Genomic DNA, 14,766 nt, shown 5'->3' with positions numbered 1-14,766 from the left:
TCCGCCCTCGGCGATTCGCCCAATTGTCGAGCCTTCCCGCCGATGGGAAGCCCATAGTGTTCTCAGGTGAAGTCGCGAACCTTGTTTCGCCACAGTCCATTCGGCGAGTTCGGTGGCAGGCCCCGATGGGCCGGGGCCTGCCACCGGCGATTGCCCGCACCGATCCCCCACCGCGGTTCAACCGCTGACCCGCGGCGGGACGCGGGGTCCGCCCACCGCGGCGATGGCCGGATGTTCGGTGAGATGGGCGTGCACGTACACCGCGTCGCGCAGGCACTGCCGATCCGGGGTACCCGCCAACAGCAGCACCAATTCGTCGCAGCGGCGCTGCAACTGCATGGCGCGCAACACCGCCGGTTCACCGTTCTCCTCGAATCGCAATTCCCCCAGGGGGATACGACCGACGTCCAGTCGTCGCGGCGCCATACTCGCGGCGAGCAGGTCGTCGGCGTCGCGCAATTCCTCGAACCAGTCCGGTGCCACCGCGGTCCGGTTGCGCAACGCGGTGAGAATGCGCCCGCGCAGTTCCGGCGCTCCCATGGCGTGCACGGCATCCGGGACCGCCCGGGTGACCCGCGCGTGCGCGTCGCGGGCGAGTTCGGTGCAGCGCAACAGGATCGTCGGCTCCTGCACCGCCATCACCCGATCCAGCAGCCGCGGTGACGCGGTCACCGCCAGCCGATCGCGCCGATCCGGTGCGGGCGTACCGAGATTCAGCTCCGGCGCGGGCTCGACCTCGCCGTCGAATCGCACCGAGGGCAGCGCCGCGCGCAGCACCGGATCGATCGGCACCGATGACGCCACGGCCGAGAGTTCGGCCCCCGAGGTCCGCCCCCAGGCCCGGCTGAACTCGACCAGGACGCGAGCCGGATCCGCCACGCCCTCCCAGGCGGCGTCACGGGCGGCCTGCCACACCCACGGGGTGGATACCGTCCTGGGCAGATACAGCCCCGCGGGCAACCAGCCGCGCCCCTCGTTCGAGGTCACGAAGGCGCTGATACCGCCGGCATGGCGGGCCACCGCCACCGCCCACGCGGGCGCGATCGGTGAGCAGTCGACCACCGCGAGAATGCTGCGCAGCAGGGTGCGGGCCAGCGCCGAATCGCCGTCCACCCGATCGCCCAGGACGAAGGCGGGAGCGGCCGCCGCGGCCATGGCCGCACCGATCGCCGCCTGGAACGGCTCCGAATCATGTTCGGGCGCAACTCGTTCCGTCGCGTCACGCGGTTCGGTGCGCCCGGTACGGTTCCGGGACGGATGATCCCCGGCGGGTGCCGATACCGCGCCACCGCCCGGAGCCGAGGGGGACGCTGCGCCGGGAGCGGCACCCTGCACGGGTGTCCGAGCCGCGCTGTTCGCCGCCGCACCTCCGGTCGCTGTGCCCGCACCGGTACCACTGCCCGTTCCAGAGCCCGTACCAGTCTGCGCCGAAATCGACTGTGCACCGGAACCCTGTGCCCCGGCGGGCGGCCCCGCCGCGGCGGGGCCGAGCGGCAGAAACGGCATCGGGCCGCCCGCCGCGATTGGAGCACCGGACGCAACGGCGCTTACACCGCCGACACCGGTCACGTCGGGAACAGAGTCGGAGGCGTTCACACCCGCTCGCGAATCCGCTTGCCCGCCGGTCGTTTTCGCCGGGGAGTCCGAGTCCGATACCGGACGCTCGGTGGCGGCGGAGTCGGAGCGAGCGGTAGTGCCGGTCGTCGCCGCCGTCGCTCCGGGTTCATGCGTGCCGCCGCCCGAGTCCGGCACCGACTCATCGGACGAATAATGTTGCGGCGCCACCACACCCGGTGTGCCGCCGATGAAGCCGGGCGCCGTGCCCGGCAGACCCGGCTGCGGCGCGGGCGGCCGATACCAGGACGCCTCGTTCCCATTCGTCCCGCCGCCGACGCCGTAGTCGGACGATCCGGGCGGCCGGTCATGCCGTGCCGGGTCCGTTATCGCCGCCCCATCGGGCGGGACGCTCACCGGACGGTCGGCGGGCACATCTCCATTCGGTAGGTCCCCGGGAGACCCGCCCGGCGGGGCACCGTCCCCGACAGGGAGCACCCGCGGAACCGGAGGTTTATCCGAATCCGGCTCCGGCACAGCCGATCCGGGTCGCCCACGATTCGGTTCGGGCGGATGCTTCGACCCGGGCCCGGAGCCTTTACCGGGCCGCCCGGGACCCCCGGGACCCCCGGGAACTCCCGGCGGCTGCCATCCCGGCCCCGGCTCCCCCATCCCGGGTATGCCGAGCAGGTTCGCGATGGCCGACAGCTCCGGAAAGCCTTGCGGCCCCGCCTGTTGCGTGGCGCGGGCCATCACCGCGGCGACTTCGTCGCGGGCATTGCGAATGATCCGGCCGATGCGGGCCAGCCGATCGTCGCGTTCGGCCTCGGTCTCCTCCGCCGGCGCGGTCTCGCCCCTGATGCCCGCTACCGCCGAATCGACGATATCGAGTATGCGCGAACAGGTTCGGCGCACCAGTTCGGCCATCTCCCCGAAAAGATCCGCGGCCAGATTCAGGGCATCGGCCAGTGCCCATAACCTGTGCTGTTCGGCGCGCAGCGCGTCCTGCACCGGTTGCAGCGCGGCACTGACCCGAATGTGGTCGTCGAAAGCGCGGCGCGCCTGTCCGAACCCGGTGACGTCCATCTCGGCCGCACCGGTGCGCGCGACGGATTCCAGTGTGCGCCAGGCTCCGTCCCCGATACCGGGCCAGTTGTCTCCGACAATGGCATCCCAGTAGGGGTTCTCATAGTGCGGCCGCATCGAGGGGAGTTCAGATCCGGTCGGCGGACCGGTGCACGGTGACGCGACCGTGGTCGTCGGCCGTGGTGAGCGCATGGGCCGCCCGCACGATGAAATGGTGTGCGGCGGCGGAGCCGGTGCTGTCCGAAGTGGTGGCGTCGGCACAGCTCGTCGTGACCCAGTGCAGGACGCCGAGCAGCGCGTGGTCGAGGTCGCAGCGCGCCCCGCCCACCGGAACGAGCCCGGCGATCGCGGTGGTGGCGCGTCCGGTCACCGCGGCGGCCGCGGTGGTGACACGCCCCGCGGCGGCGATGATCTCATCGGGCTCGTCGATATCGAGCTTATGGGTCACGATGGGGTCCCGTTCACGAATCAGTGCCTGGCCGTGCCGAATTCGGCGGCCTCGGCGGCGCGGTAGGAGGCTTCGGTCGGCAGGTCGAAGGAGTCGATGGTGTGCGGCAGGGTGCCGTTGTGTTCCATCTCCGCGCGCAGGGCGACCCGCGATTTGAGATGCGCCAGCCGAGCGAGCCGCAGAATCTCCGCGGCCAGCCAGGAGTCGCCGTTGTCGCGGGCCTCGTCGGTGATGTGCAGGCCGACGATCTCGCCGTCCCGGTTACAGGCCGCGCCCGCGCTGTGATCGGGATTGAAGACCTCGTGGGTCATATTCCGCCAGTCCGGGGCCTGCGGGACCGCCGCGTCGTACGGGTCGAAATCGTCGTCCATGGATACTCCTGTCGTCATCGGTGGTGGCGCGAATTCAGTTGTCAGTCAACGGGTTCGAGCTGGGCGGTGAGGGCGGCCCAGGTGAGGTCGCCGATACCCAGCACGTGCCGCAGCTGCCAGAACCGGTTCCCCAGATACAGTTCGGCGGAGCCGTCCTCGGCCACATCGAGTTGTTCGGTCCCGTCACCGGCCGGGTCGAGGGTGACGGTGGTCAGGGGTGGGCGCTTATCGTCCACCATGAGCAGGGTGCCGCCGCCCGGAATGAAGGTGAACCTGCATCGGTTCCCGGCCGGGACCGCCAGCTCGGCGCTGTTGGTGGTGATGGTGATCTCCGGATCGAGCAGCAGTTGCGCCACCCACGCCCGCGCCGTCGTCTCCGGGCGTTCGGCGCGGATGCTCAGTGCCGGAAGAGCGGCCAGATCCAGCACCAGCACCGATTCGGTGGCGGTAAGTCCCACCACCACAAGGCGTTTCGCGGTACCGCTCGGCGGTGGCAGATCGTCCGCGGGCAGGGTCAGCACATCGGTGCCCGGTCCGGTGACCGCGATCGGGAAGGCGGTCACCGTGCCGGTGGCGACCTCCACGGTGAAGGCCACGATGGGGCTGGGAGCGGTCGCGCCGACGACGGCCAGCCGGGCCAGACCCTCATCGTGTAGCCACTGCACGGTATCGGCGACGGTGACCGCGCTTTCGGTTTCGGTGCCCGCTTCGATGTCCGCGCCGGTCATGGTGTTCCGCTCGCGGCGGGTTCCGTGGTCACCGTTTCCGGCCACGGTTCGACATCCATGATGACCTGGTACTGGCGTCCGGCGTCGGCGGTGCTCTCGCCGATGGCGGCCATGATCTCGGCGACCAGTTCGGCATTGCCGAAGCGCGCGGTGGTGCCCGGCGCGAAGTAGAGGTCGGTGAGGCGGCCCATGGCGTCGACCTCCGGAACCACCGCACCGCTGGGTGAGGGCCGGCGCGCGCGGATGCCGTTGATCCGCTCGCGCAGGTCGGCGATGCGATGGCGCAGATCGCGCGCGGCGTCCAGGGCGGCTTGCACATCGGGATGGATATCGGTCATACGGAGCCTCCGGAATTGGTCGGCGCCTGATTGGCGTGGGCCGGCGTCGGGGGTGTCACGGTCGGGGCGATGGTCGGCTTCTCGCCGATCACCGCATCGGTGTGTGGTGTGTCGTCGACGTACATGAGGCGGTCCGGATGCCAGGCGACCACGCGGGAGCGGTCATTGCCGCCGCCGGACCCGCCGGCGCCGCCCATGCCCGCACCCATCGGCATATAGGGCATGTAGGGTGCGCCGCCCGCCCGTGCGGCCGGATTGCCCGCGGACTGACCCGGCAGCGCCTCGATGACGGGGGCGCGGGGCAGGCCGGAGTTGCCCAGCGTCGCGGGCGCGCTGACACCGGGCATCGCGGCGACGTTGTAGACGGGGAGATCCGGGACGCCCGGGGATCCGGGGTCACCGCCGCCCGGGCTGCCACCGCCGCCGGTGAACGACGGAAGTTCGGGCAGTTGATCGGCGGGATAGTCCAGCGCGGCGTCCGGATCGTCCTCGGTCGTCGAATTGTTTTGCGACAGTGAACCTGCCGAGTTGGTGAGACTGCTCAGCAGTGAGGGCAGCATCGACATCAGCATGCTGCTGCTCTGGTCACCCTGCCCGCTGCCCTTGTCCCCGGAGCCGCCATTGGCACCGCCCGACGTGCCGTCACCCGGCTTGCCGGTGCCACCGGGCGCGGGCAGCGTCTTGCCGATCTCGCCGGTGTAATCGGCGTGCGTCTGGGCCGAAAGTCCGTTCTGCTCATTGAATTCGGCCAGCGCCTCCGCCAATGCGACCGAATCCTTCGAACGCATGGCGGTGAGCAGGCGTTTGCGGGTGGCCAGGATCTCCTGCGGCGTGGGATGCCGATCCTTGGCGGCCTGGAACGCATTCGCGTAATCGTCGACATTGGCCGCGAGTGTGCCCATGCTGCCGCCGATTTCGTCGAGCTGGCGTCCGAAGGTGTTCAGATGTCCGGCCACCGTCGTGCCCACCGGCGTCCATTTGTTCATGATCGGCACCAGGCTCTCGAACCCGGCGACGGCATCGCGATGCGGACCGTCCAGATACTGCCGGATCGAATTCGCGAACGCTCGCGCCGGACCCGGTCCGGGACCGGAACGCAACTGCTGGGCGAAGGTGAGCGGATCGACCGCGGGCGCACCCGCGACGGTCGGCACCGGCGCAAGGCGCGGTCCGAACGGTGGCATCTTGGGTACGGGATTGGTGAGGGTCTCCGCGCCGGAGCCGGCGATCTTGCGTCCCCCCGCGTCATCGGCGAGCGTGTATTCGACCGCGGAGGAACCGATCTGGTACGCGTGCGGTCCGGCCCGGTTGGCGATGGCGATGAGCGAGTTGAACGCCGATTCCGCGTGCGCGGTATGGAACGCCGAGGCCACGGTGGAGGGCAGGTCCGCGCCCGCAGGCGTCACCCAGCCGGTCGGCAGCTGCGCATGCGCCTGCTCCACCAGCCGCCACAGGGTGGCGGCCGCCTCGATCAGCTCCCCGGGATCGACGTTCATTGCCATATCGGAGTTCCTTCCGCCCGCCCCGCGATCAACTCGCCGGAGCCGCGACGACCGGCAAAGACGCCGCGGGATCGCCGGTTCCGGGCGCTGCGCCATCGGTGTACTTGGCGCTGGTGCCGGTCATCTCGATACCGCGCGGATGCGCCCAGCCCACGAGTTGGCCGAGATCGCCCGTCGTCTCCGAGATCTGGTCCGGATATCTGCGCAGTTCCCCGTTCACGATGAGATCGAGCCGCTCCTCGGCCCCGGATCCCATGGCGCGCACGATCGCCACCATGTCCGGGTTCTCCCAGATGCCGACATCACCGGTCATCAGAGCACCCGGATCCACCCGCTGATCGGGCTGCTTGATATCCAACTTGGCGGTGGTGTCCGCGTACGCCGTCTGCGCGTCGGTGCCGCTCTTATTGCCGAACGCCTTGTCCAGTGCCTTGGCCACGACGACCGATACGCGCTGAGTAATACCGTCCGGGAACGGATAGTCCACTCCCCCATCGGAACCGGGGGCGACCGTCGTCGCCGGGGCGGCGGGCTGTGCCGGACCGGCGGGCTTATCGGTGGTCGCGGGCGGAGTCGTCGTAGTCGCCGGCGGTGTGCTGGCCGGAGCCTGCGGTGTGACCGCGGCGGGAGAGGCCTGCACCGGCACCGCGTTCTGCGGGTACCGATCGTAGGGATCCTCACGGTCGTACCGATTCGGATCGGCCTGGAGCCGATCGTTCATATTGGGCTGCATCGCGCTCAGCAGGGACGGCAGCATCATGCTCATGGGATCCATGCCGCCGCCCATCCCGCCCATCGTGGAAGGCGTTGCCATATTCGGGTATTGGGGCTGCTGCGGGGTGGGCGGCGTGTTATCGGGCTGCCGACCGATATCCGGGATGTCCCGGCTCGGATCATCCCTGGATGTATCCGGCGGCGTGGTTCCATCGGGCTTGGGCGGCAGGGTGGGATCCGGTGTGGGAGTCACGCCGCCCGGGATCCGGCCGGTGCCTCCCGGATTCAACGGTCCCAGGCCGAGGTTCGGTGGCTGATACACCTGTCCGTTGTTCAGGCCGCCGTTCGGCGCGGGCCATCCGGCCGGGGGCGGCGCATCGCCGGCCCTTTTAGCCGCTTCCGCTTGCAGCTTCGCGATCAGATCCTTCTGATCTTTGATCGTTTTCGCGGCGCCGTCGATATCGGCCTTGGCCCGCTGCATCTCCCCCTTGGCATTGCTGACCACCGTGGCCAGATTCTCGGTCACCTTCGTGATCAACTCCATGACCCACTCGTTCTCGGTCATCGGTTCGGGCGGGACCTTGGAGGCGTCCTCCGCCATTCCCATAATCAGGGTGTTGATGTTCTGCTGCGCCTTCATCGCGGTCAGCGCCGTATCCTCGACCGCGGGCGCGACGAGCGCATTCGCCGCTTGAAGATCACTGAACGAGTTGTTCAGGCTCGTGGCCAGCGCCTGATAGTTCGTGATCCCCGCGCTCGCCATTCCGGAGAGCCCGAACGGTTCGATCTTCGAGGGAGCGGTTTTGGCCGGCGGCTGGGTCGTGGGGCCGGCGCCGAAACCGTCGAAGGTCGTGGAAAAGGTCTTGGGCAGTGTGCGATAGCCCTGTTCCAGGACGGGCGCGACCCAATACTTCTCCGGATAGGGCGGCTGATGCGTCTTCATCGCATTCGTATCGGGCATGTAGATAGGTTGCATTTGCACTGTGGACCACCCTGGCCATCTATTGCGTGAACACAGGTGTCACGAGATCGCGATTGTCGGGATACTGCCTATCTGGGGCGCACCACCGCCACCGCCACCCCCACCGCCACCCCCACCTGGGAACTCCGACGTCCCGATCTTGTAACTCGCGTAGCCGGTGGCCACCCCGGATCCGAGAGCGCCGACCCACGGACGATTCCAGTTTTCCAAGGAGAGTTTTCGGCGAGTGAATCCACCCAAGTCGCTCTTGGCCGTGCGGAAAATCTGAGCTTGAAGTTTCGTGCCCGAAAGGGCGTTCTGCCATCCGCCTTTGATGAGCCCGCTCTCCGCGCCCCCGAGAATTCCACTGACACCTCCGCCCATCAGCCCGACCGCCGCTCCGGTCACCGCGGATTCGGTCCAGCTCTTGCCCTCCCCCCAGTGGCTCCACAGGGTCTGAGCCGCGCCACCGAGCAGCCCGGCGGTGAGCGGGCCGCCGCCGAGACCGAACCCGACGGCCGTTGCGCCGCCGACGACCACAGCGCCGATAGCACTCTTCCACCAGCTCATACTCACCTCACCGGGTCCGGAAAGCGACTTCGCCCGTTCGAATCAGCGACCGCTACTCGCGGAATGACCTCGCGGCCAAACATGTCTCGGGCCTTCCTACGGCCTTGATTCTCCGGGATTCCCAGCCGTGGGAATTTCCGAGGAAGCGGTGGGCACCGACACCGGCGTGAGCGCGGCGTCGAGATCGGCGTGTACTCGCGATTCGATATGGGTGATGAGCTTCCTGAGATCGGCGCAGTACACCGACGGGTTCCGGAATCCCTCTCCCGCCCGATAGCGATGCGCGTAATTCCCACCGCCACAGACATTTTGAACGGGACATTCGAGGCAGGTCGCACTCAATGCCGTGGATCCGATCTGCCGCGCCATCACCGAGGGCTCCCACATCGCCATATCGAGCGGATTGCCCTCGCCGCGCGCCGGGATTCGGGCCGCACCCTCGAAGGCGGATTTCAGATCGTCGGCCTGCTCGAGCGAGCCGTCGGTCTCCACCACGGCGAGCCGAATCGGCCCCAGACCCAGCAGCTCCGAGGTGGCCCGGCCGCCGAGCAGCAGATCGACGATATCGCCGAAGAGCCGGACTCCGGTCTCCCGCACGGGCGCGTCGTACCACCTGTCGAAGACCGCGATCAGCCAGTCGCCGTAGGGCGTACGGGTCTGATCCAGACCGCGCTCCGGCGGCGGGGTCGTCCAATTCCCATGGGGTAGAGTGAAATCCACCAGCGGCGGTTCGAACAGCAACATCGACTCATACGTCCGGATCGGATCGTTGTCCACATCGACGGTGCACAGCAGCCCGGAGAACAGGTGCCGGTGCCGGGGAGTGAGCAATTGCTCCAACCCGGCGACGACCCGGGCGTGACTACCGCGCCCCGCCGGGTCGATACGATGCCGATCATGTTCGGGCGCACCGCCGTCCAGGCTGACGCCGATCTTGATATTCCAGCGTTCGCAGATTCGGAGCACATCTTCGTCGATGAGCACGCCGTTGGTCTGCACCCCGAGCCGCAGTCGCACCACGGGGTCGAGTACTTCGCGGGCGGTGCGCGCGAAATACTCCAACTCGCTCGTGCCGACCAGCAGCGGTTCCCCGCCGTGCAGGACGAGGTTGACCGCGGGCAGCGCATACCCGACCGCATGATCCTTGATCAGCTCGCAAGTTCCGCGAAACACCTCGCGCGACATGGCTTTCGGCTTGGACAGCCAGCTCTGATCCGCCATCTCGTAGACATAGCAGTAGTCGCAGGCGAGGTTGCAGTGACCGTGGATCTTGACGATGAACTCGTTGAACGGTTTGGGCCGCCAGCCACCGCGGCGCAGTTCGGCGAAGTCGAGACCCCAATCACGCCAAGGCAATTCGCTGATGATCTGCTCCACCGGTATCGGTCCTCTCATGCCGCGCGAAACAGCACGAACGCGCAGTGTGGATTGAGTCCTCGTCAGCAGCGCCGGAATCGTAGTGGGGGCCGGGCAATTCGACGCAAATGCCGGGTGGAGAAGACGATAACGCCAGGAGGCGACCGCACAGCGAATCGACCTCCCACCGGTGGGAAGTCATCGCTGCTCGTCAACTCCATCGGCTGGCGGCGTAGCTCGAGGGGAGCGCGGTAATGCGGACGGTGGCCCCGGGTCGAGGCGCTTCGACACACTGCCCATTACCCAGATACATCATGACGTGCGTCGGGCTGCCGCCGTTGTACTGACCGGCCGGGAAGATCAGATCGCCGGGCCGGATATCGGCGGGATTCACCTTGGGCAGCTGGCGGTACTGATCCTGCGAGACACGCGGAATACTCACCCCCACAGAGCGAGCCGCGTACTGCATGAGACCGGAGCAGTCGAACGAGTTGGGACCTTCGGCGCCCCACACATACGGTTTGCCGACCTGGGCCGTGGCCACTGCGATGACCTGCTGTACCGCCGCCGAGACCCCCGCGCTCGCGGGCATGCTCCCCGGATAGTTCCGACCGGCGATGGCGTAGAGGTACTGCCCGGTCAGACTGTCGATCGCGGCGGCGGTATCGGATGCGTTGACCTGCCCCGCACCGGCCAACCGGATGCCCTCGCGCAATGCGATGGTGAGGATATCGTGCACCTTCTGTGCCCCCGCCGGGGTGTACGCCGCCGTCCCGAGCTTGATCAGCGCGAGGTCCAATTCCTTGATCAGCGAGTTCAACGCCGCCCGATCGATCCCGTGAGTACCGGCCAGACCGGAGAGATAACCCGCGAGTTGGTTGTCGAGGTTGTTGAAAGCGATTGCGGCGGTGCGCTGATAGAGCTGCACGGCGGACAGCGCCGCCGCGGCGTCACCACCGCCCGCGCCCGAACCGGTTCCGCTGCCCGGTCGAACCCCCGTCTGCACCGGCTTCGTTCCGGATCCGGTACGAGCGCTGTCGCGGGACTTTCCGTAGGCGTCCCGAAGCTGCTCGAGCGCGCGCAGCGCGGCCTGCGCCTGCGGAGACAAGGTGCGCGAGGATTCGTCCGACGTGTTCGGGGCACCCACTCCCGTCTGCCCGGAATCGGTTGTGCCCGAGGTATTTCGCGGCGCGCCACCACCGGGCTGGGCACCGCCGCCACCCGCTCCGCCGAGCAGCGAGGCGAGCATCATCGGGAGCATGGCGAGGGCGGGAGCCGCCGCACTGAGGGCACTCACGCCGGGATCGGATCCGTGTCGGTCGCCATGCTCGCGGTCATCCGAATCCGAGTGCGCCCGAGCCGAATCCGGCTGTGCCGCCGCGCCACCCGATCGCGCCCCGCCGGGATCCGGCGGTGTGCCCGCAACATCCGGACGGGCTGCGGCGGGATCCTGTCCCGTTCCGGTCGTCTCCCCGGGGGCCGGTGTCGCCGCTGCCCCGGGCGCGGTGCGCGGGGGTGTCGCGCCCGCGACCACGTCGGCGGCCCCCGGACGGGGCGGGCCGCCGGGATGGACCGCGGGAGACGCGGGTGGCTGGGCCGCGCCGGGATGGGGCGGACCGGCCGGGCGAATCGGCGGCCAGGCCGTGCCGGGCGGGCGACGGTTCCACGGGGTGGGCGTTCCGGGCGGCGCTTCTCGTTCGGCCGCAACGGCTTCCGACTCGGGCGTCACCTCCGCGGCTTCGGTCATGCCGCGTCCCCCAGCATCCGTTTCACTCGCACATCCCACCCGCTCGGCAGGGCGAGCTGTACCAGCCTGCCCGAATGGGTGTCCCAGCTCACCATGAGCACCGCCCCGGTCGAAAGCCGTGCGTCGGTCGAAAGGCGCCCGTCGGCGACCATACCCACCCGCGTCGGCACGCTACCTCGATAATCCCAGAACACCAGATCCCCCGGCGATTCCGCACCCACGGCCACCAGCTGCCCGCAAAGACTCTGGGCCGCAGCGTTATCCGGCAGATCCAGCACCGCGGACCCGCCCGGGAGCGGGCACCGGTCGGCATTCCCGCCGGAGCGGGCCACGCTCAGAGTATCGGCCTCCGCATCGCTGAGCGGCGGGCAATACCCCGTCGACACCGCGGCCGAGGCTCGATGCAGTACCGCCGCCGTCACCGCGGCGGGCTCCACCACCGCGCCACCACGCTCACCTCGATTCACCAGCGCGGCAATCGTTTCCCCCGCACACCGCGCGCCCGCCCCGGTGGCGGGCTCGTTCACCGGCGGTCCCTGATAGATCGCGGTCCGCATCGCGCTGGCGCAGGTGCGCTGCCGATCCGAGACCGAGGTGTCATCGGCTGCGAAGGTCAACTCCGCGTAGGGGTTCGAGGTCACCGGTGGCGATACCGGCGCCGTCCGCGCACCCCGGCTCGGCGCCGTCCGTGAGGTCGAGGACGGGTTCGGAATCGCCACCGCGCACTGATGGTCGAAGTCCGAGGCGGCCGCGGTGTCGATGCCGCCGAACAACACGATCATGAAGGCGAGAACGAGCGCGAGAAGCGCCGCGGGAACCGCCAGGATCGGGAGCAGTCTCATCTCATGCGCGCCTTCGAAGCCGCTCCGCCACTCCGGCCATCGCTGTCCAATCGCCGTCGGGGAGACTCGTACGAGGTCGTGCGAATTGTTGCAGCGGGGTTCTCATTCCGTTCGGCGTCCAGCTTTCGCTGTCGCGCGCTCCGACCACCTGCCTTCTGACCTCTTGCATGAGCTCCCGATTGTCCGGATTTTCCGCAAGGGCATTCGCGGCACCCAAGATCCGCTTCGCATGCTCGTTGCCGATCCACGCCCACATCCGGTCCGCGTCGTAGCGTGCGACGCCAGCGTCCGCCAGCACCCCCATATGCCTGCGGAGGCGGGCGGCGTCCGGGTTCGCGAGCGCTTGCTCCTCCGATGGAGCTGCCGTGCCGTTGATTACGTTCGCCAGGGCGATCAGTTTGGACTGGGAAGGCCGGTCCATGTAGTCGTTGACGAAATCCAATTGCGGGTGATCGGCGGAGCCCTCATCCAGGGTGACGCCGCCGGAACGCCGCCGACGGAGCCGATAGGCCGATGCCTGAAGCGTCGCGATATCCGCGGCAGCCTGATCGGAGTCGCCCGGCTTGAATCTGCCGCCGCCGCGCGTCAATCGATTCGTGGTGGTCTGCGCCCGGTTCAATGCGGCCGCCGTATGGGCCAAGTGCTTGTCGGAGAGCACATTCCCCTCCGAGTCCTTCTCGGCGATATTCCACGACTTGACCGCGCGCGAGATGAGCGCGGTATCGGTGAATCCCGCACCCTGAAGCGCACCGTTCAAATCAGCGATCCCGGCGCCCACGTCGATGGCTCCCTGAATCGCGGCCGCCGCACCCAGGACCGTATCGATACCACCGGTCTTCTCGGCAGCCCGCCTGGCCGATTCGGCGAACATCTGCCGGTTGAGCATGGACTGCACATTCCAACCCATCGGACCGCCCAGCCCGGGAACGGACTGTGCGCCCCAGTTGGCCAGTGACGCGGCGGTCTCCAACTCCGAGAAGGGCAAGGCGGGATTGCGCCTTTGCAAGGCCAATGCGGTGAGCGGCGAACCACCGATCACGCTGGCGGCGGCGAAGGTTTTGAGTATTCCCAGACCGTGGCGCTGCGCGCCGACATTGCCCATTCCCAGCGCGGTACCGCCACCTCCCGAGCCCTGCTGGGTGGCGCCGTGCAGGGTTTGCGAGAATCGATTGGCCACCCAGTCATTGCCGCGATCCAGGCTCGCGTCCAACCGCTTCAACTGCGAGATCGCGATGACTTCCAGAATCGCGCCCATGACGAAGACCGACATCACCTGTCCCTGCGCGTGTTTGAAGATATCGCCGAGAAACAGTACGTAGACGCCGAGGAAGATCACCTGCACGGCCATCCGCAGGGCGGCGAACAGCGAGTGCACGACACTGCGCACCAGGAAGGTCTGGGTGGGGCCGTAGACGAACCCGCCCGCGGCGAAACCGAAGATCGCCAGGAAGCCGTGATAGACCGAATCCAATGCGGAGCGCACGATCCGCATCGCGAGTACGGCGCCGAACGCCAGCAGCAGTGTTCCCGAGACCAAGACCAGCAGTCCCGCGCCGAATTGCCCGGCGGTCGGTTCTTTCGCCGCGTCGTACGCCGCCCCGTCACCGCAGGAGCGCATGGCGTTCTTGATCCGATCATCGTCGCCGGTGGCCACGGAGTTCGTCCACGCGGCCCCACACGCGGGCCGATCATCGATCACATGACCGAAGTTCCAGACCTGGAGCGGTTTTCGCGCGAAATTGTCGGCCAGTTGTTCCTGCATCGACGCCACGATCGCATTCGGTTGCGGATTGCGGTCGCCGTTCAAACCGGCCGCGACCGTGATGCCCAGATCGCGGCCCTGGCTCAGCCAGCCGTCCGAGGACAGTACGTCCGCGAGCGGGTCGGCCAGGAACATCGGGCCCAGCACCGCGACCCCGAGCATGGTCACCACCTGCATGACCGCTTTGGCATGGAATCCGCGCAGTACGAACCAGGCGACGCAGAAGGCGCCGATCGATGCCGCGGTGATCAGCACGATGGGAATGCTGACCTGCTCGGTGAATCCCGCGGCGACCGCTCGTAGCGGAGTCGCGAACAGGTCCATCCACCGGAAGCTGAGCACGAATCCGATCAACCAGATACCGGTGACCACGATGACCATCCAGCCCGCGAACTCCAGGCTGATCGCCGTGGCCATCGCGGTGTTGAACGGGTGCAGAATGCCGACGGCGTCGGTATTGAAGGCGAAGGTGTATCTCGACACGCTGACCCCCGCCGAGTCACGCACATTCATCCAGCTCAGCGCACCATTGCCGCCCGCGGCACCCGGGGAATCGCCCTGTGCCATCGCCACCGCGCCGATGCAGCCCGGAATGACGGTGAGCCCCAGAATGATTCCGATGAGCACCACCGCACGATGGCGCCGGCGGGACGCGCGTATCCACTCCCCGATCCGGCGCACCACCGCGCCCAGGTGCCAGTGCCGCAGCTCCCAGACCTGCTCGGCGTCGAGCGGCCATCCACGAGGGCTGCGATCACGGTGCGCGACATCGTCATTCACGAGCTCA

Annotated in this window: 12 protein-coding genes; all 12 read right to left on the bottom strand. The window is 68.2% G+C overall.

Going from position 1 to position 14,766, the window contains the following annotated elements; genetic code table 11:
* Positions 1-177 precede the first annotated feature (177 nt).
* Positions 178-2,757, bottom strand: a complete 2,580-nt coding sequence (locus OHB26_RS23360; protein WP_330179397.1) for a hypothetical protein — start codon at positions 2,755-2,757, stop codon at positions 178-180.
* Positions 2,758-2,767: 10 nt separating this feature from the next.
* On the bottom strand, positions 2,768-3,088 hold the full coding sequence (locus tag OHB26_RS23355; RefSeq protein ID WP_330179396.1) for a hypothetical protein: 321 nt from the start codon (positions 3,086-3,088) through the stop codon (positions 2,768-2,770).
* Positions 3,089-3,108: 20 nt separating this feature from the next.
* A complete protein-coding gene (locus OHB26_RS23350; RefSeq protein WP_330179395.1) occupies positions 3,109-3,459 on the bottom strand; it encodes a hypothetical protein in 351 nt (116 codons plus the stop codon).
* A gap of 41 nt (positions 3,460-3,500) precedes the next feature.
* On the bottom strand, positions 3,501-4,187 hold the full coding sequence (locus OHB26_RS23345; RefSeq protein ID WP_330179394.1) for a hypothetical protein: 687 nt from the start codon (positions 4,185-4,187) through the stop codon (positions 3,501-3,503).
* Positions 4,184-4,525 carry a hypothetical protein gene (locus OHB26_RS23340; protein ID WP_330179393.1) on the bottom strand — a complete coding sequence of 114 codons (342 nt, stop codon included), beginning with the start codon at positions 4,523-4,525 and terminating at the stop codon, positions 4,184-4,186. Before OHB26_RS23340 ends, OHB26_RS23345 begins: the two co-directional genes overlap by 4 nt.
* Positions 4,522-6,027 carry a hypothetical protein gene (locus tag OHB26_RS23335; RefSeq protein WP_330179392.1) on the bottom strand — a complete coding sequence of 502 codons (1,506 nt, stop codon included), beginning with the start codon at positions 6,025-6,027 and terminating at the stop codon, positions 4,522-4,524. Before OHB26_RS23335 ends, OHB26_RS23340 begins: the two co-directional genes overlap by 4 nt.
* 28 nt (positions 6,028-6,055) lie before the next feature.
* Positions 6,056-7,702, bottom strand: a complete 1,647-nt coding sequence (locus OHB26_RS23330) for a hypothetical protein (RefSeq protein WP_330179391.1) — start codon at positions 7,700-7,702, stop codon at positions 6,056-6,058.
* 60 nt (positions 7,703-7,762) lie between these two features.
* Entirely contained in the window at positions 7,763-8,272 is a 510-nt protein-coding gene (locus OHB26_RS23325; protein WP_330179390.1) for a hypothetical protein, read from the bottom strand.
* 96 nt (positions 8,273-8,368) lie between these two features.
* Positions 8,369-9,649, bottom strand: coding sequence for an FxsB family cyclophane-forming radical SAM/SPASM peptide maturase (locus OHB26_RS23320; RefSeq protein ID WP_330179389.1), 1,281 nt, complete (start codon positions 9,647-9,649; stop codon positions 8,369-8,371).
* Positions 9,650-9,839: 190 nt separating this feature from the next.
* Complete coding sequence (locus OHB26_RS23315; protein ID WP_330179388.1) at positions 9,840-11,375, bottom strand: C40 family peptidase; 1,536 nt, start codon at positions 11,373-11,375, stop codon at positions 9,840-9,842.
* Positions 11,372-12,217 (bottom strand): hypothetical protein, encoded by an 846-nt coding sequence (locus tag OHB26_RS23310; protein ID WP_330179387.1) that lies wholly within the window; start codon positions 12,215-12,217, stop codon positions 11,372-11,374. Before OHB26_RS23310 ends, OHB26_RS23315 begins: the two co-directional genes overlap by 4 nt.
* 1 nt (position 12,218) lies before the next feature.
* Positions 12,219-14,759 carry a hypothetical protein gene (locus OHB26_RS23305; protein WP_330179386.1) on the bottom strand — a complete coding sequence of 847 codons (2,541 nt, stop codon included), beginning with the start codon at positions 14,757-14,759 and terminating at the stop codon, positions 12,219-12,221.
* Positions 14,760-14,766: the final 7 nt, after the last annotated feature.

The organism is Nocardia sp. NBC_01503 (genome assembly GCF_036327755.1).
In the GTDB taxonomy this organism is placed as follows: Bacteria; Actinomycetota; Actinomycetes; order Mycobacteriales; family Mycobacteriaceae; genus Nocardia.
Note: the sequence above shows the minus strand (reverse complement) of the source record. Positions and strands in the feature narration are given on the sequence as shown.